This is a genomic window from Priestia filamentosa, from assembly GCF_900177535.1.
Lineage (GTDB): Bacteria > Bacillota > Bacilli > Bacillales > Bacillaceae_H > Bacillus_I > Bacillus_I filamentosa.
The window spans coordinates 309,299-325,180 of record NZ_FXAJ01000002.1 but is presented as its reverse complement, the minus strand read 5'-3'; the positions used below and the strand labels follow the sequence as shown (position 1 = coordinate 325,180).

Here is a 15,882-nt window from a genome sequence, read left to right as displayed (position 1 = left end):
AAATTTATTATTTATGCGAGGATTTCTGAACCCCTACGCGCAAAACACTTTAATAACAATTTCGTATAAAATCCTAAATACAATAAAAAAAGAAAAAGCTCAGATCTCTCGTCATAAAAGAGATCTGAGCTTTCTAACTTTCTTGAAATCCATTATGCGAACTAAGAATAAATATGATATACATCCTAAAAGCAAAAAACTCCTGCTAGGTTAGTCAGAAATTTTTTCTGTTTTTAACATTAGCATATTTAAATATGCATATCATTAATCATAATGTTTTTTAGAGAAAGGGGTTCAGAATGTACAATAAAAAATCAACATTTACAACCTTAAAATCGTATAGACCCTTCCATAGTATGTATGATCCTTGCAGACCGATTGGTACTAAATATTATTCTACGCCTCCTCAACTATATATGGGATTTCAACCACCAAATATGCAACAATTTCCTCCTAAAGAAGCATTGAAAAAAGGAACATTATGGCCTGCATTTTGGGATTACTATGAGAATCCACATAAAGTAAAAAAGAGGGATGAAGAATGAAACAATTACCTCCAGAGTACTATCAAGAATTAGAAGAAATTCAGGCTATTGATTTTGTACTTGTAGAATTAACCCTTTATCTAGATACACATCCAAATGACCAGCAAGCAATGCAGCAATTCAATGAATATGCGAAATATGCAAAAAAACTTAAAAGAAATTTTGAAGCAAAATTTGGTCCCCTTCAGCAATATGGAAATAGCTACACTGATGCAAAATGGAGTTGGGGAAAAATGCCTTGGCCATGGCAAATATAGTTTAATAAAGGAGAAATCTTATGTGGGTTTATGAGAAAAAATTGCAATATCCAGTAAAAGTAAGTACCTGTAATCCAACACTAGCAAAATACCTTATGGAACAATATGGTGGAGCTGACGGGGAATTAGCTGCTGCATTACGTTACTTAAATCAGCGTTATACAATCCCAGATAAAGTTGTGGGGTTATTAAATGATATAGGTACAGAAGAATTTGCTCATCTCGAAATGATTGCAACAATGATTTATAAACTGACAAAAGATGCTACACCAGAACAACTAAGAGAGGCTGGATTGGCAGAGCATTATGTAAATCATGATAGTGCTCTTTTCTATAGTAATGCTGCAGGGGTTCCTTTTACAGCAACATATATCCAAGCAAAAGGAGACCCAATTGCAGATCTTTATGAGGATATAGCAGCAGAAGAAAAAGCAAGAGCTACATATCAATGGTTAATTGATATATCAGATGATCCAGATTTAAACGATAGCTTGAGGTTCTTAAGGGAAAGGGAAATTATTCATTCTCAGCGTTTTCGTGAAGCCGTAGAAATATTAAAAGAGGAAAGGGATAGAAAGAAAATCTTTTAATCCTATCTATATAAGGTATTATTATAGATTTTTGAAAATAACAAAGAGAATGTCGTGAGTAATGTTGAGACTCTCTTTGTTATTTTGTTTCTGATAATAACAATCATGTAACTAAGATAGTATATGACATCTAAAGTTAGTTTATAGTGAGATATTCCCTATAAGAGAAGTTGTTTTCAATGACGAGGAACATAGCTTTCATTTTTTACATACGGCTTATCTGGTTACCTCACCAACGAAAATCAATCACTCATCCTATCTCCTTATTTATCATCCAATTCCTTAGGATTTATAACCGTAAATGGACGCATCATGTCATAGTCCTCATGTTCTAAAATATGACAATGCCAAACATAATTCCCCGTGTAAGGGCCAAATCGGGCTATGACACGTGTGATTTGAGCAGAGGGAGCTGCTATAGTGTCTTTCCACCCTCTTTCGTTGGCTTTCGGTCGTATGGCTGGGCCGGTATATACAATTTGGCCATCTTGATTATAAAGGTCAAGATCAAATGGACGGCGATCTAAAGCCTGAAATTGAATCAAATGGATGTGAATCGGATGTGTGAATCCAGTGATGTTGATGAATGACCAAGTTTCCGTTGAACCTAAACCTGGCTTTTCTGTCACAGGTGCCGACCACGCTTTATTATTTAATAGCAGCAAAGGTCTGCCGTATTTATCGGTCGAACCTGTAAGTTTCAGGTTTCGAATTGTCTTTACTTCATTATTTTGCTCAAGAGAAGGAATGTGGGATAGGTATTTCGGAATGACCGTTTTATCCTCTCCTTGTAGAGGTAGGCTCACTTTAAATTGCATGACTTCCCCTGTGTTATCATCTGGATTTGCATTAGGACCAAGATCATTTTTTAAAGTTATGGTTTTGCCTTTATATTTAGAGAAATCAAGAATAAAGTCTACGCGTTCTGCTGGCTCAATTGCAAATTTTTTCAAGTGTACAGACTTTTGTAAAAGGCCCCCGTCTGAACCGATTTGATGAAAAGACTGCCCAGAATCAAGATACAATTGATAAGCCCGAGTATTAGAAGCATTCAGTAGTCGGAATCGATATTTGCGTGGTTCCACTTCTAAATATGGCCATACCTTTCCATTGACAAGAATGGTATCTCCCAGAAAAGCTGGAGTAATTGAGGGATTCGGTAAATTTTTAGAAGGATTGTTCGGTTTATCCGGATAAAAAAGTGAACCGTCCTCGTTGAATGATCGGTCCATAATCATAAGTGGGATTTCGTAGTCTCCTTTTGGTATATTTAACGAATTTTCCTTTCCATCGCGAATGATATACATACCAGCGAGCCCAGCATAGACGTTGAGTCTTGTAATGCCCATAGCGTGATCGTGGTACCAGAGTGTTGAACCCCGTTGATGATTGGGATACTCGTATATTTTTCTTTCAAAAGAAGGACCTACCTCTTTAAATCCTCTAGTAAACCATGCCTCTGGATAGCCATCACTAGATGGTCGAGTCTCACTTCCGTGTAAATGGACGACGGTCCGTACTTCAGGTTGATGGGCAACATGGTGTATCGATCGGTCAACTGGAAGGAAATGCGTATTGGGAAGATTGTTAGTCCATTTGACTTGAGTACACTCTCCCTGATTGACATCAATGATGGGGCCCGGAAACTGACGATTATATCCCCATAGACGTGTCGGTTGTAAATCTCTGTGCAGTTTTTGATAAAATTCTTCCATTCCAATTTCGTAATAAGATTCCTTTTTGCTTTTCCGCTCTGGTTTGGCAGTGTTCATGAGTGGTAGCTGATCCACAAACTTCATGAGATTCATGGGTTTCATCTCCTGTATGATTAGGTTAGAAATTTAATATATTAGATGATAAATTCCTATTATTGATTGGGCCTTTTAATTGGTTTTTGAATTCTTTTACCTTTTTAGAAGGTTTAGGGTTAGTGAATAGGTCTGGTTTTTTCCTGATTTTTGTAGTCCCTACATCAGTTGTTAATCTTAGATGGACGAGAAAGTTTGGACTATTGTTAGTATTAATAAGAAATAAATTCAATCAATTAACTTTTCTCGAACACATATATTAAATGTGAGTCAAAGTAGAAAAAGCTTAGGTTATAGTGTGAAAAGGAATATTTTTCAAAGTATGTAAAGCCCCTATCCAATGGATAAGGGCTTCATTAGTACTTGTATAGGATCTCAATATTTTAGAAACAAGCTTGATTTAGCTAGTTTTTACTAACCAGTTTGGAAGCAAATCTTTTGCCAACGTCCTGCCGAAAATTATGTATATTCCTGTAAACTACACAGTCTTATATATCTTCTGCCTATAATTTATTTAAAAATTCATCTAGAGAGGGAAACAGTTCTTGTGGCTCCCAATCTTCTTCTCCATGCATAGCGGTCATTACAGGATACTCTTTTTCACTTATATCAACAAGTATAGGATCACCCATCAACGTCTCATATCCAATGACATACCAAGATTCTTTCCAATCTCCTTCGTTATCTCCTATAAAGGATATTCCTTCGCCATCACTTCTATATCCTAGCTGACCTTCTTCAAACTCTTCTCTTAAAAATATATAAATGGATATTGTTTCTGATTCCCCCAACCCTTCTATCTCAAGTTCAACCTCCTTTCCCCCTATAGATTCTATTTTGTTTAAAATCATTTCTAAATCTTTATTCATAGTCGAATTCCCTCCTTACAACTTCCCTAGTTTATCAATCTAAAAAAATCATACCATTCCCTCTTCACAAACCTCTAATTTCATTGCAAACACTAACTTATAAACCCCTTCTTTTCACCCCATAATATACATACTCATTCATCCCTATTTTGTTATACACTTTATAATCGTACTTCTTCAAAATCCCTCACCTTCTGCAGCTTTATAAGTCTTCTCCCGATCTATCATTGGCAAGGTAAAAGATAATTGTTTCATCACTTTCCTTCCTGCTTATCTACAACAATTCTATATCTCTTTATAAAAAGCTGAAACATACATAAACATTGTTTATAATTCCAAATAAATTTGGACTTTTTCAATAGCTAAAATAGGGAAAAATCGATAACTAATATGCATCAATTTCATTTTTATAATACATTATACATCATAGAAATTCAGTGCTAACATAGAAGTAGAAACAAACTCGAGTATGTGTTCAGTCAGCATTTATATTGTATTTTTATAAAAGGGCCCTTTATTACTGAAAGGATTGTTAAAACAATGATAAATATCGTTCACACCCAAAGGTTGGTGCAAGTATAAAATGGGCTTTATTCAAAAAGGAACAGCAGTTTATCGAAAAACAAATTTTTCTTTTTTTGCGGCAGGCTTTAATACATTCGCAATTCTATACTGTATGCAGCCCCTTCTCCCACATTTCACAGAAGAATTTCATGTTACACCAGCACAGGCGAGCCTAGCGCTCTCCCTTTCAACAATCTCACTTGCTATTGGTATGTTGATATTTGGATCACTTTCAGAAGCATGGGGACGGAAACCTGTCATGGTGATTTCTATGATTGCTGCTTCTGTTATCTGTATTCTGACCCCGTTTAGTCCGGATTTTCACTGGCTGTTAATTTTGCGGACGATTGAAGGCATTTCTTTAGCTGGTCTGCCTTCAATTGCTATGGCTTACCTCGGGGAAGAAATTGAGCCGAAAAGCTTAGGTTCTGCAATGGGGCTTTATATATGCGGGAATGCGGTTGGAGCTACGTTTGGCCGCGTTATTGTTGGCTTGTTAACGGAATTTATGAGCTGGCAGTGGGCCATTTTGATTGTTGGAATCATTAGCTTTATTGCAAGTGTAATTTTTTGGAGAAATCTTCCGCAATCCAAAAACTTCATAAGCAGTCCCCTGAAACTTTCAACATTGACAAGTTCACTTTTTCATCATTTGAAAGATCCTGGCCTTCTTTGCTTATTCGGATTAGGCTTTTTGCTGCTAGGAAGCAATGTTGCTCTTTTTAACTACATTGGGTATGTATTAATTGCACCGCCTTTTTCTCTTAGTCAATCAGCGGTAAGCTGGATATTTCTTCTCCTTATTATAGGAATGTTTAGCTCTGCTATATCAGGACGGCTGATAGGAAAATTTGGTCGTCGTCAAACCTTAATTTTTGGGTTATTTCTTCTATGCTTTGGTGCCTTTCTAACAATTAACGGACACCTAATTGTTAAACTTGTTGGCTTAGGTTTTTCTGTATATGGCTTTTTCAGCTGTCATTCAATTGCGAGCAGCTGGGTTGGAAAGCGTGCTGCAATCAATAAAGCACAGGCCTCCTCTCTTTACTTATTCCTCTACTATACGGGATCTAGCGTTGGAGGAACGGTAGGCGGTGTACTATGGCCTTACTTTGGTTGGGAAGGCGTTGTGGGTCTTGTACTTTGCTTTGTTCTCGGTGCCTTTCTGCTTACGTATTTTCTTATTAAAGCAGAGCAAAAAGCCGTTCATAAATCACATGAGGCTCATATTTAATGAAGAAAGATATTTTGTTGCTTTATCAAAGATCATCTTGGGTATATAAATGAAGAGTCCCTTTCTTTCACAATACAGTAAGAGGAGCAGAATGAAACATGAATTTAATTATTAAACCGTCAGCGTCAGAAGCACTAAACGAAGTGTCTTTTAACGAGACGGAGGGAGTTCGTATAGAAGCGGTTTTTGTAGGAAGTTGTTCTCTTTATGTAGATCATCACCTGTGGATTGATGAAAAACAAACAGACGATACCAAGATTAAAGTGGAAGGTATTCCTTTTCTTATCTCTCCTGATTCACTAAATTACCTCCCCAAAAAATTATATGTAGACTATAACCCTACTTTAGGATATAAGCTTTCTTCTGACGAGGAAACATTTAAATATAATCTTCGTTTAACAAGAAGAGCAAACAAGTAGGAAAATAAGATAATAAAATCCCCCCAGCTATCTCTAAGTTGGGGGGATTTTATTGCCTTTTTTACTATAAATAAAACGAAACGCTTAGCTTTTTTATTTTTCATCTATAGCTGTCCTTGTAGGAATGCTTCGTTTTACTCTTTTTAATACTTTTTTATATCCAGTGATCCAAATCCAGCTATATAATAACGAAAAAGCTGGAACAAGCAATATAATACTCATATTCATGTTCAGAGAAAACACCCAGCCTGAAATTGGATATCGAAATACATAAAGCAAAAGAAAAATGCCAATTGACAGGATAGCAGACGGAAAGAACAGTAGAAAAAGAGCCTTATTTATCCTTTTCAAGGTCATCCCTAAACTTACTCCTAATAGTCCTGTTGTAAATAGAAAAATTAGGACTTCAGTTGGTTGCAAAATGACTAACAGTAAGCCTGTTAGTATATACGTTAAAAAACCTGTGCGTAAAGAAAACATGGTGGCAAGCAAAATCGGTGCTGTTGAAAACATACTCACAGCATAACCAATCCCTGCAAACAAGCCTGCTGATTGCAGCAATGCAGCTATTGCTCCTAACAGACTACCAATTATGACAGTTACCGTTTTTGGATAGTGTACTTGTGCTGCCTTCTTCCCATCGTTGTTTAAAGCGTAAAAGATTCTTTTCATTCCGCTCATCTCTACACCTCCATTACTAAGCGTAGTCACAAAAGTGAGAAGTTATGCTTGCTTATGCATCTTCTTTATACAAAATAGAGATAGGAGCCATTTCTAACATATACTCCTGAATTAAAAGCTGATGTATCGTCTTTTCATGTGTAATAGAAAAAGCGGCTTTTACAATTTCTTTAATTCCTAATGATAATCCAAGCTGTTCAGCAACCCCAAATGCGCCTCTTGTTTGCTCGTTTACGAGTAAAAGAAGATGAATATCTTGCCAAGATCCAAACGCCCCTCCAAAAACGTCCTGTGTTTTTACTACACTTTCTTCAAGCTTTCCCATTACTAAGGCTGTCGCTTGATCACGAGTTGTATTACATTTTCGGTTAATAATATGAAACAAGTTTTGAGCACTTTCTGTGTGAAATTTATTTGCTTCTTGTACTTTTTCCATTGCCTCTTTTATGTGTGGTTCTTTGATTTTGGGAATTGCTTTTTCTAACACTTTTTCAAGGGAAAACTGAAGAGTTAAAATATGCTCAAACCATTTCTCTACTTCATCTAGCCGTTTTTTTAACGTATGATCATCAAGTTCAATTAAGATAACTTCCTGTTTTCCATTCATTTTCTTCATCCTCACTTTTTCGTTACTTTCCATAGAACGCCCGTATGTCCATATGCTTCAACAAGTCCTTCTGTTACAGGTGAGTAACCAAAGTCTAGAACATATAAACTTTTTCCGTCTGGATGAAACTTACAATCTACAGGGCGCTCAATTCCGCCTGTTCCACTATAAGAAGAAGCACCCTGGAATTTATTTTCCAAAAACACTTCTGATGTTCCCTTATGTACATCAACACGCATAACTCTAAATCCATTATTAATGTCTTTTTCATGTGGAGAGTTTAATGGCGCATATGTGCCCCATTCTGTGACAAACAGTTCTCCTCTATAGCCAAAGAAGTCTGAACGACAAAAATCCATCTGCGTCATTGCAGAGTGAGGTTTTTCAAGATATGCAGGTGGTCCGGCCCATTCTGGTAAATTTTCAATAAGTCTTTCCGCTCGTTGCCCTTTTGATGGTTTACATTTCTCATCCCACACAGGTACGCCGTCTGCTCTCATTTCAGGGAAACCATACCAATCAGGAGTTTTGACACTTCCATGCGGCGTTTTACTGTTTTTAATATGCCAAATACGATCTGGATCTCCAGCAACAGCACGCTCTCCTTTTTCTTCTAAGCAGTTGTCTGATGCATAAAGTTCGCCATCTTCATTAAATGCCAACCCATATGGATTTCTAAGCCCCCATGCTAAAAGCTCAACATCACTTCCATCAGGTTTTGAGCGCCAAAGTCCTGTTGAACACCATAACTCCCCTTTAATAACCTCCCCTTTTTTAGCTGGTGTTCCAAATGGCTTATATGGACCTGTTTCGGTTAAGAAAGGAAACGGCATAAGAGGATTTCTTGATGTTACATTGTTTCCTGTAAGCGTAATATCAACACCAGGAATATCATGGGCGTGTGGGTGTTTCGCAAGGTCAACTCCGAATCCAGAAGGCAGACAAACGCCATTTTGAGATACAGACCCGTTCGCAAAATACATTAATCCGTCATGTGGACTAAACACAGGTCCGCCTGGCTCATGCCAGCCACCGCTTGGAATTTTTTCAATTAAAACTTCTCGTTTCCGTGTTTTTACATCATAGCGGACAATTCTTGCTAAATAACCACCTTTGCAGCTTACATAGATATATCCATCTCGATATGTAACACCACGAGGTCCTCCCAATGTCTCAATTGCAAAAACGTCCAATTCTCCTGAAGGGGTTAACTGCAAAATTCTCGGCGGAAGGGCTGGACGGGTTGGCCATGTACTTCCTCCCTCTAGAATATAAAGCGTTCCATCATCACTGAATCCCATTCCCGTTGGAAAAGAGAGCCCTGCTGCCACAACTTCTACTTCATACCCTTCTGGTACTTTTACATCATCTGGATTAAGATGTGGTCTTGCACTAATCGGCAGGTCTACGGCACGACCTTGAATTTTCTTGATTGGCAATTTACTCAATGTTTTCTCCTCCTGCATGTAAAAACTTGTAAGAAATACAAATGTTAATATTATGGGCGGTAAAAGAGTAGGGTATTCAATAACCTTTCTTAATTTACATGATGTATAGAACAATAGGGACATGATTCCCTCTTACAGGTTATATAGCTTAAATAAGAGGAACATTTTACTTTTTTCAAAAGAAACTGCAACCATTTTTTCTTTCTAACGTCCTTGTAATTGTTGTTTCTCTTGTTTTATATAAATATAAAAAAATGGCTTACTTGGATGCTAAACAAGAGAATGTAATAGAGATTAAAGGGGTTTTTGGATGAATATTGGAGATTTAGATTATTCGTGGTTTGAATGGGTGAACAGTAAAGCAGATCACAATGTGTTCTTTGATCATGTTATGATTTTCTTTGCGGACTATTTGCAGTATGCTTTTGCGCTATTGCTTGTCGTTTTATTTCTTATCAATCGCAATTCCTCACGCATTATCGCAATGCAAGCCGGTTTTGCACTTGTGCTTGGGTTCGCTGTCAACCGTGTGATTCGCTTTTTCTTTTTTCGAGACAGGCCGTTTGTATCACATGAGGTGAATCAATTAGTTGAACATAGCACAAGCTCCTCGTTTCCAAGCGATCATGCTACAGCTGCCTTTGCTATTGCTTTCACCATTATTTTATGCGGCTCTCGTACTCGCTACATATGGGGAATACTTGCGATTGGAATTGCTTTTTCACGAGTATGGGTAGGTGTACATTATCCACTTGATATTATGGCAGGAGCATTAAACGGCATCATTATGGCTTCTTTCACCCACTATATTGTCTTTAAGCTAAAACCATTGAATCCTATTTTTGAAAGCACATTTTTTTCGGGAAGAAATACAACGCGAAACTTCTAAAAAAAGAGACGCCCTTTCTAGGACGTCTCTTTTTCATATTTATTTTTTTACAAATGAGCGCATAAGAGCAACAGCTCCTAAGATAACAGCGATAATAGAAAGGATTAGAGGAACATTAGAAGTTGAATTGTCCTCAGTTTCTTCGTTATCTGTTGTTTCTTCTGTAGCAACACCGTGTGCGTCTGTTGTTGTATTACCTTTTACAACTTTTGTAACAGATGCTGGTAACTCTGCATCTGCTGGTCCTTCCCAAGCGACAACAGAGCCGTCTTTATATGTTTGATACGCTTTCCAAGCAATTTTCTCCGCTGAATCGCCAACTTTACCTTGCATGCTAAACTCTCCAAACTCTGTTGCTGAAAGTCCTTCACCAGTTGCTGTCCATGTTACACTTTTAATTAATCCCGAAGAATCTTTTTCAAGCTCATACGTCCAGCCAGCCTTTGGCTCAAAGCGTGAAATTTCCACATCTTTTGGAATGTCAATTTTCACTTTTGTTGTTGGAATGTCTTTTTCAGTTGGAACACGGACCGTAAATTTTTCATATGATCCTTGTGTTACTTCCTGTGGATAAACAACAACGTGTGCACTTGCAGCTCCTACAAAAGAAATAGTTGATAGTACAAGAGCAGCTAAAATCGTTGTTACTTTTTTCTTCATCATATTATCCTTCTTTCTATTTTAATGATCAAAAACTTGAATGTTTTTGTGAATAATAAATTCATCTAATTCTGTTGTAACCACTCTAACCGAGAGGTCCCACTCTCCGGCATATGGAAGTACAGCTTTACTCGTTTTGTAAGACGATGAGTCTTCTTTTTCAAGCGGGATTTCAATAGATTCTTCTTTCCCTTTTCCTTTTGGTGTTAACGTAGCTGTTACCATTTGAATCGAAGAACCGTCTTTAGGTTGTGACGGGCTAACAACAATTGCAAAGTTTCCTTGTTGCAACGTGCTTGTTTTGGTTACAATGTACATTCCTTGTTGCTCTTCTTTCCATAACAACGGTTGATTTTGCGGAATTGGGTTCAAATGAGTAATAATCCCGACAATAATCACAATTAGTGCCATTAGCGTTACATCTAAAGTAAGAAGCTTTTTCAAATTAGTTTGCTCATTTTTCTTCAATGCATTCCGGACTAATGCTCCGATGATAAGCACAATGCACACAAGCCCTACTTTTACAAGAAGTAAAATTCCCCACGTCGTATGAAAAATCACGCTAATGCTTGGTACAATCACCAGCGTATATAAAATACCGGTGATAATGAGTAAAAGTAAGCTAAAGAGTGCTGTCTTTGAAAACTTCGGCATAAATAACAGAACGTCTTCTCTATGCTTTTTAAAGAAAAGAAGAAGATATACAATCCCTCCAGCCCATAGTGCAGCTGTAATAAGATGAATAAAATCAAGCATGACTGTGTAGTACGGTATGTTTGTTGCAACAGCATGACCGTTTAATGTACTGACTAAAAGAACAAGCCCTGCCCATACAAAATCAAATCCTTTGTACTTTGAAACAAGAAAATAGCCGATAAATGCTAAAAAGAGTGAAATAATCCAAGAAAGTCCTGTGGCAGAACTAAAGATAAATGCGCCTATTTGGGAAGCGGAGGAACCATTTAATACGTTCATCGCTTGCACTACAATGCTTAATACTAAAAAGACTATGTAGTTTAAATAAATTCCTTTGTGCTTTTGACCGTAAGTCTCCTCATTTTCTTTAGTTTGAAATGGAATGAACCATTTCCACAACACCCATCCTACCGATAACAAAAGAAAAAGATAATAACAAACTTGCACAATTGATAACAAGATGTTATAAATTGTGTCGCTCCCCTGTTGGAATCCATCATTACTATCTGATACAGGACCTGCTATTTTTTCACCAACTGAGAATATGTACGTTCCTTTTACAGGATGTCCGTCAGCTGAAACAATGGAATAGCTTAACGTGTAGATTCCTTTTGACTGATTCGGAACGTTTAGCGAAATTGTTTTGTGATCTTCACTAATGACAGCCTTTTTCTTTGTAATAACCTCTCCTTTGTCATCTCGAACTTTAAGATCAAACACTTCTCCATCTAGTCGTTCATTAAATGTAAGCGAAACTTCATCTGGCATTTCTTTTAGCTCACTTTGCTCCTCTGGCGTTGCCTTTAAAAGAACAGCGTGTGCAGATGTTTTTAAAGGATGAAATACAAGCAGAAGCAAAAAGCATAAAAGCAGCGGTACTTTTTTGTTCATCATATTTATTGCTCCTTACCTCTTTAATACTCCTTGTTCATTATAAGAGAAAGTAAAAATTAAAATAATAACTCAAAAGAGTGATTTTGATTAAAAAATAGAGCAAACGTTACAACAAATGATAAAATATAGACACATTTGAAAAGAAACAAGGTGAGAATTTGAGTTATAAAGGAATTAAATGGCTAATTTTAATATTGCCAACGGTTGCAATTGGTCTCTGGGAATATAGTCGTCACGCTTTCTTGCTTCCCTATATTTCAATGGAGACAGGAAATATTCTTTCCCCTCTGTTTGTTTTTATAATTACAATCGTCTTTTTGCGCAAGCTGTTTGCGATTTTAGAACGTATGCATGAAGAGTTAAAAACTGAGAAAGCGAAAAAAGCGGCTTTGCTTGAACGAGAAAATTTAGCACGCGAGCTTCATGATGGGATTGCTCAGTCGCTTTTTCTCTTATCTGTAAAAGTAAATAAATTTGGGCGTCATCACGGCCTTCAAGAAAATGAGGATTTTCAAAAAATCAAACAAACGCTTCAGCACGTTCACGATGATACAAGGCAAGCAATTACGAATTTAAAATATGCTCCAACCCACACTACTTTTAGCTGGAAAGAACGTATTCATCAATACAAAAAAGAGCTGGAAAATCAGCACTTTATGCGCGTTCATCTTCAGTGGAAAATCAAAGAGGACACCCTTTCTTCTAAAGAAAAAGTTGAGCTTTTTGCGTGTATTAAAGAAGCGGTCACAAACGTAATGAAGCATGCCAAAACAAATGAAATTTGGATACTTGCTAAAGAAACAGAAAATGGTTGGTTTTGTTATGTAAAAGATAAAGGAACAGGCTTTACCTTCCCTATCCATGAAGGATATGGACTTCAAATTATGAAAAATCGAGCTCGTGATATGAATTGGGAGTTTTCAATGCGACGGGAAAACGATGAAACAATTGTTGAACTAAAAAAGGAGGCATAATAAATGGAGGAAAGATCTTTTAGAATTTTAATTGTTGATGACCATGCTCATGCAAGAGAAGGCATTCGAGATATACTTGAAGAATATGAAGACTTTTTAATTGTTGGCGAAGGAAAAAATGGGAAAGAAGCACTTGAATTAACAGAAAAGTTAATGCCAGATATTATTTTAATGGATATTCAAATGCCTGTTATGGATGGTCTTGAAGCGACAAAAAGAATCAAGCTCCAATTCCCATATGTAAAAATTGTAATCATCACCGTTTCTGATGATATTACAGACTTGTTTAATGCCTTGAAACAAGGAGCTCAAGGCTATTTGTTGAAAAATATTCAATCCGATTCTTGGTATGAATATTTGAAAGCTTTTGCGTTAGATGAAGTGCCAATGTCAAAAGAAATTGCCTTTCAAATCTTAAAAGAATTTCCTCAAAATAAAAAGGAAGAGACAAAAGAAATTCCTTTGTCTAATCGAGAACTTGAAGTATTGCATCTTGTCGCAAAAGGCCTTTCAAACCGGGACATTTCGGAATCTCTTTTTATCTCAGAGCATACAGTAAAAAGTCACTTAAAAAATATTCTAAGCAAACTTCACCTTGAAAATAGAGTCCAGCTTACAAGCTATGCATTTCAACAAGGGCTGATGGACTCGTAAACTTCCTTGAATATTTATACTTATCAAAAAAAACGGTCCAACATATTGTTGGGCCGTTTTTTATTGTTTTTGTTTAAGAAACGCAAGAAATTTTTCAAGGCCCGCTAAGTTGAAATCTATTGTTTCATTAAAATGGTTTTTAACAAAATGATAATCTTCTTTTTTGCCATAGTCTATTTCAGTTTCCCTACTTTCCCACCATTCTGCAGCACTTTCATTTATTAACTGTTCCCTTTGTTTCTTTACTTTTTCAATTGCTTCTTGAACAAGAAACATAACAATTTGAAGATCTACATGTTTTAAAAAAAGGATGGATGAATAGACTGTTTTGATATTTGAAAAGTTTTTAAAGCTTTTATAAATATCTTCTTTTAATACTTCTCGTCCTTTATCTGTAATAGCGTACATTGTTTTATCAGGACGATTTACTTCACGAACGATTTCTACTTTTTGAATAAGTTCTTTTTTTAGTAACGTATCAAATCGATAATACAATGTACCATCTTTTATTTTAAGGTTTTCCTCATCGCTTAAATTTTTCAAGATCGTTTTCTTGATTTCATACGGATGACTGTGTCCTTCACTTAGAATACCCAGTATAAAAATCTCCAGTGACAGTGACATAAAATTGCCCCACTTTCTAACAGTTTCAACAAATAACTTTTATTAATATTATTTCCATCTCAGTGTACCTTAAATTTCTTAGCGTTTCTATCATGTCAATAAACATTAGTATAGCTCAAAAAAGAGCAGCCCAAAAGAGCTGCTCCTTTTTTGTTCGTATTTACTTATATACTTTAAGGGGAAGATGTGTTAAAGATTGACCTGTTGCTGAATCTGTTAAATTCTCTTCTAATTCAAATCCTTCTACAGGCTCAATTTTAGAAAATCGTTGAACAAATTCTTCGAGTGCAATCTGCCCTTCTAATCTTGCAAGCGGTGCACCAAGACAAAAATGCGCGCCACTTCCAAATGTTAAATGCTTTTTATTGTTGGAACGATGAATATCAAGTGAAAATGCATTTTCAAATACTTCTTCATCAACGTTCGCCGCACTCATCCATGCAATTACGACATCTCCTTTTTTCAGAGGAACACCAAGCAAATCGTTATCTTGTTTTACAGTACGGTCTCTTCTTGACATATGAAAGCGATAGCGAAGCATTTCTTCTACCGTATTCGGCACTAGTTTTATATTAGAGCGCAATTCTTTATATATCGATTGATCGTCATATAACAGCGCATAAAATGTATTAGCTAACATATGACTTGTTGTTTCAATACCCGCTCCTAAAATCATCATTGTTATGCGTACAATTTCATCATCTGTAAACTTCTCATCGTCTACTTCTGCTCGAATTAAATCCGAAATAATATCATCTGAAAGATTAAAGCGTCGTTCTGCTACATATGGATAAAGATACTCGTAATATTCTTTCGCAGCCTTTTGTTTCTGTGCTTCAATGTCTTCTTGTTTGTTTTTATCAAACGGCTGGAAGAGAATATCAACCCATTTTTTAAATAACATTTGATCAGTACCTGAAAGACCAAACAAATCAGCCATAACTACAGCTGGTAGAGGCCCTGTCAGTACTTGGACAATATCATTTTCACTGTTTTCCTCTATATTATCCAAAAGGTTTCTAACAATTTGGCGAATACGCGGCTCCCACTCTTTCAAACTTCGCGGTGTGAAAGCTGCAGATAGCAATGATCGACTTTTACGATGTGCTGGCGGATCTACACTTGTGAGCTGTACTTTATCCGGAGTTTGACCTTCTTTACTTTTGGCGCCAACAGAAATTGTTGTTCGTTCTCCTTCACTTGAGAAGAATTTATAGTTGCTCAGCACTTCTTTTACATGTTTATATTTAAAAACGTTCCATGTGTTGGTTTCCTCGTGAAAATAGACAGGATCACTTTCAAGCTTTTCCTTATACCAATTAATTGGAAAAAATTCATCCGTTCGTTTCTTAGCCTTCATAATCTCTTTAAGTGCAATAACTTCTTTTTCCATAAAAATCTCCCTTCACATTTTAATAGTAGGATTTTTTTTCATCTAAAGACTCTTCACTTTTGATAATAAGACAAGA

General features: G+C 36.4%; 17 protein-coding genes. 8 read left to right on the top strand and 9 right to left on the bottom strand.

Annotated features, from left to right (window positions below):
- Positions 1-299: 299 nt before the first annotated feature.
- From B9N79_RS08770 to cotJC, 3 genes are read left to right on the top strand one after another with little or no spacing between them, the layout of a single operon-like run.
- Entirely contained in the window at positions 300-545 is a 246-nt protein-coding gene (locus tag B9N79_RS08770; protein WP_040057827.1) for a spore coat associated protein CotJA, read from the top strand.
- A complete protein-coding gene (locus B9N79_RS08765; protein WP_019395543.1) occupies positions 542-802 on the top strand; it encodes a spore coat protein CotJB in 261 nt (86 codons plus the stop codon). Before B9N79_RS08770 ends, B9N79_RS08765 begins: the two co-directional genes overlap by 4 nt.
- A gap of 20 nt (positions 803-822) precedes the next feature.
- Positions 823-1,392, top strand: a complete 570-nt coding sequence (cotJC, locus tag B9N79_RS08760) for a spore coat protein CotJC (RefSeq protein ID WP_019395542.1) — start codon at positions 823-825, stop codon at positions 1,390-1,392.
- A 263-nt stretch (positions 1,393-1,655) separates the two neighbouring features.
- On the opposite strand, the gene B9N79_RS08755 is transcribed toward cotJC, so the two are convergent.
- Both B9N79_RS08755 and B9N79_RS08750 read right to left on the bottom strand, forming a co-directional pair.
- Complete coding sequence (locus tag B9N79_RS08755; RefSeq protein WP_182928731.1) at positions 1,656-3,200, bottom strand: multicopper oxidase family protein; 1,545 nt, start codon at positions 3,198-3,200, stop codon at positions 1,656-1,658.
- A gap of 503 nt (positions 3,201-3,703) precedes the next feature.
- On the bottom strand, positions 3,704-4,069 hold the full coding sequence (locus B9N79_RS08750; protein ID WP_046217157.1) for an SMI1/KNR4 family protein: 366 nt from the start codon (positions 4,067-4,069) through the stop codon (positions 3,704-3,706).
- Positions 4,070-4,652: 583 nt separating this feature from the next.
- On the opposite strand from B9N79_RS08750, the gene B9N79_RS08745 reads away from it, so the two are divergent.
- Positions 4,653-5,867 carry an MFS transporter gene (locus B9N79_RS08745; protein WP_040057830.1) on the top strand — a complete coding sequence of 405 codons (1,215 nt, stop codon included), beginning with the start codon at positions 4,653-4,655 and terminating at the stop codon, positions 5,865-5,867.
- A 98-nt stretch (positions 5,868-5,965) separates the two neighbouring features.
- Positions 5,966-6,286, top strand: a complete 321-nt coding sequence (locus B9N79_RS08740; RefSeq protein WP_085118134.1) for an iron-sulfur cluster biosynthesis family protein — start codon at positions 5,966-5,968, stop codon at positions 6,284-6,286.
- Between the two features lie 93 nt (positions 6,287-6,379).
- Here the strand turns inward: B9N79_RS08740 and B9N79_RS08735 are convergent, their stop codons facing one another.
- Genes B9N79_RS08735 through B9N79_RS08725 form a run of 3 tightly spaced genes read right to left on the bottom strand, consistent with a single transcriptional unit; the run spans position 6,380 to position 9,022 of the window.
- On the bottom strand, positions 6,380-6,967 hold the full coding sequence (locus tag B9N79_RS08735; RefSeq protein ID WP_085118132.1) for a hypothetical protein: 588 nt from the start codon (positions 6,965-6,967) through the stop codon (positions 6,380-6,382).
- A gap of 52 nt (positions 6,968-7,019) precedes the next feature.
- Positions 7,020-7,574 (bottom strand): hypothetical protein, encoded by a 555-nt coding sequence (locus B9N79_RS08730; RefSeq protein WP_019395536.1) that lies wholly within the window; start codon positions 7,572-7,574, stop codon positions 7,020-7,022.
- Positions 7,575-7,585: 11 nt separating this feature from the next.
- Entirely contained in the window at positions 7,586-9,022 is a 1,437-nt protein-coding gene (locus B9N79_RS08725) for a PQQ-dependent sugar dehydrogenase (protein WP_085118129.1), read from the bottom strand.
- A 310-nt stretch (positions 9,023-9,332) separates the two neighbouring features.
- Between B9N79_RS08725 and B9N79_RS08720 the strand changes: the two genes are divergently transcribed.
- A complete protein-coding gene (locus tag B9N79_RS08720) occupies positions 9,333-9,911 on the top strand; it encodes a phosphatase PAP2 family protein (protein WP_019395534.1) in 579 nt (192 codons plus the stop codon).
- Positions 9,912-9,950: 39 nt separating this feature from the next.
- Here the strand turns inward: B9N79_RS08720 and B9N79_RS08715 are convergent, their stop codons facing one another.
- Both B9N79_RS08715 and B9N79_RS08710 read right to left on the bottom strand, forming a co-directional pair.
- Entirely contained in the window at positions 9,951-10,571 is a 621-nt protein-coding gene (locus B9N79_RS08715; protein WP_082023601.1) for a YcnI family copper-binding membrane protein, read from the bottom strand.
- A gap of 21 nt (positions 10,572-10,592) precedes the next feature.
- Positions 10,593-12,161: a copper resistance CopC/CopD family protein gene (locus B9N79_RS08710; RefSeq protein ID WP_085118127.1), complete on the bottom strand. Its 1,569-nt coding sequence runs from the start codon at positions 12,159-12,161 to the stop codon at positions 10,593-10,595.
- Positions 12,162-12,319: 158 nt separating this feature from the next.
- Between B9N79_RS08710 and B9N79_RS08705 the strand changes: the two genes are divergently transcribed.
- Both B9N79_RS08705 and B9N79_RS08700 read left to right on the top strand, forming a co-directional pair.
- A complete protein-coding gene (locus B9N79_RS08705) occupies positions 12,320-13,135 on the top strand; it encodes a sensor histidine kinase (protein WP_040057834.1) in 816 nt (271 codons plus the stop codon).
- 3 nt (positions 13,136-13,138) lie between these two features.
- Positions 13,139-13,789 carry a response regulator gene (locus B9N79_RS08700; protein WP_019395530.1) on the top strand — a complete coding sequence of 217 codons (651 nt, stop codon included), beginning with the start codon at positions 13,139-13,141 and terminating at the stop codon, positions 13,787-13,789.
- A gap of 60 nt (positions 13,790-13,849) precedes the next feature.
- Here the strand turns inward: B9N79_RS08700 and B9N79_RS08695 are convergent, their stop codons facing one another.
- Together B9N79_RS08695 and B9N79_RS08690 are read right to left on the bottom strand one after the other, a co-directional pair.
- The gene (locus B9N79_RS08695; RefSeq protein WP_052264281.1) at positions 13,850-14,413 is read right to left on the bottom strand and encodes a PadR family transcriptional regulator; all 564 of its coding nucleotides are present in this window, start codon (positions 14,411-14,413) and stop codon (positions 13,850-13,852) included.
- Between the two features lie 160 nt (positions 14,414-14,573).
- Positions 14,574-15,806, bottom strand: a complete 1,233-nt coding sequence (locus tag B9N79_RS08690) for a cytochrome P450 (protein ID WP_040057835.1) — start codon at positions 15,804-15,806, stop codon at positions 14,574-14,576.
- Positions 15,807-15,882: the final 76 nt, after the last annotated feature.

Coding starts and splice junctions, on each gene's coding strand:
- B9N79_RS08715 (WP_082023601.1), bottom strand. CDS start 10,571: ATGAAGAAAAAAGTAACAACGATTTTAGCTGCTCTTGTACTATCAACT.
- B9N79_RS08740 (WP_085118134.1), top strand. CDS start 5,966: ATGAATTTAATTATTAAACCGTCAGCGTCAGAAGCACTAAACGAAGTG.
- B9N79_RS08750 (WP_046217157.1), bottom strand. CDS start 4,069: ATGAATAAAGATTTAGAAATGATTTTAAACAAAATAGAATCTATAGGG.
- B9N79_RS08730 (WP_019395536.1), bottom strand. CDS start 7,574: ATGAATGGAAAACAGGAAGTTATCTTAATTGAACTTGATGATCATACG.
- B9N79_RS08695 (WP_052264281.1), bottom strand. CDS start 14,413: ATGTCACTGTCACTGGAGATTTTTATACTGGGTATTCTAAGTGAAGGA.
- B9N79_RS08765 (WP_019395543.1), top strand. CDS start 542: ATGAAACAATTACCTCCAGAGTACTATCAAGAATTAGAAGAAATTCAG.
- B9N79_RS08755 (WP_182928731.1), bottom strand. CDS start 3,200: ATGAATCTCATGAAGTTTGTGGATCAGCTACCACTCATGAACACTGCC.
- B9N79_RS08735 (WP_085118132.1), bottom strand. CDS start 6,967: ATGAGCGGAATGAAAAGAATCTTTTACGCTTTAAACAACGATGGGAAG.
- B9N79_RS08770 (WP_040057827.1), top strand. CDS start 300: ATGTACAATAAAAAATCAACATTTACAACCTTAAAATCGTATAGACCC.
- B9N79_RS08690 (WP_040057835.1), bottom strand. CDS start 15,806: ATGGAAAAAGAAGTTATTGCACTTAAAGAGATTATGAAGGCTAAGAAA.
- B9N79_RS08710 (WP_085118127.1), bottom strand. CDS start 12,161: ATGATGAACAAAAAAGTACCGCTGCTTTTATGCTTTTTGCTTCTGCTT.
- B9N79_RS08720 (WP_019395534.1), top strand. CDS start 9,333: ATGAATATTGGAGATTTAGATTATTCGTGGTTTGAATGGGTGAACAGT.
- B9N79_RS08700 (WP_019395530.1), top strand. CDS start 13,139: ATGGAGGAAAGATCTTTTAGAATTTTAATTGTTGATGACCATGCTCAT.
- cotJC (WP_019395542.1), top strand. CDS start 823: ATGTGGGTTTATGAGAAAAAATTGCAATATCCAGTAAAAGTAAGTACC.
- B9N79_RS08745 (WP_040057830.1), top strand. CDS start 4,653: ATGGGCTTTATTCAAAAAGGAACAGCAGTTTATCGAAAAACAAATTTT.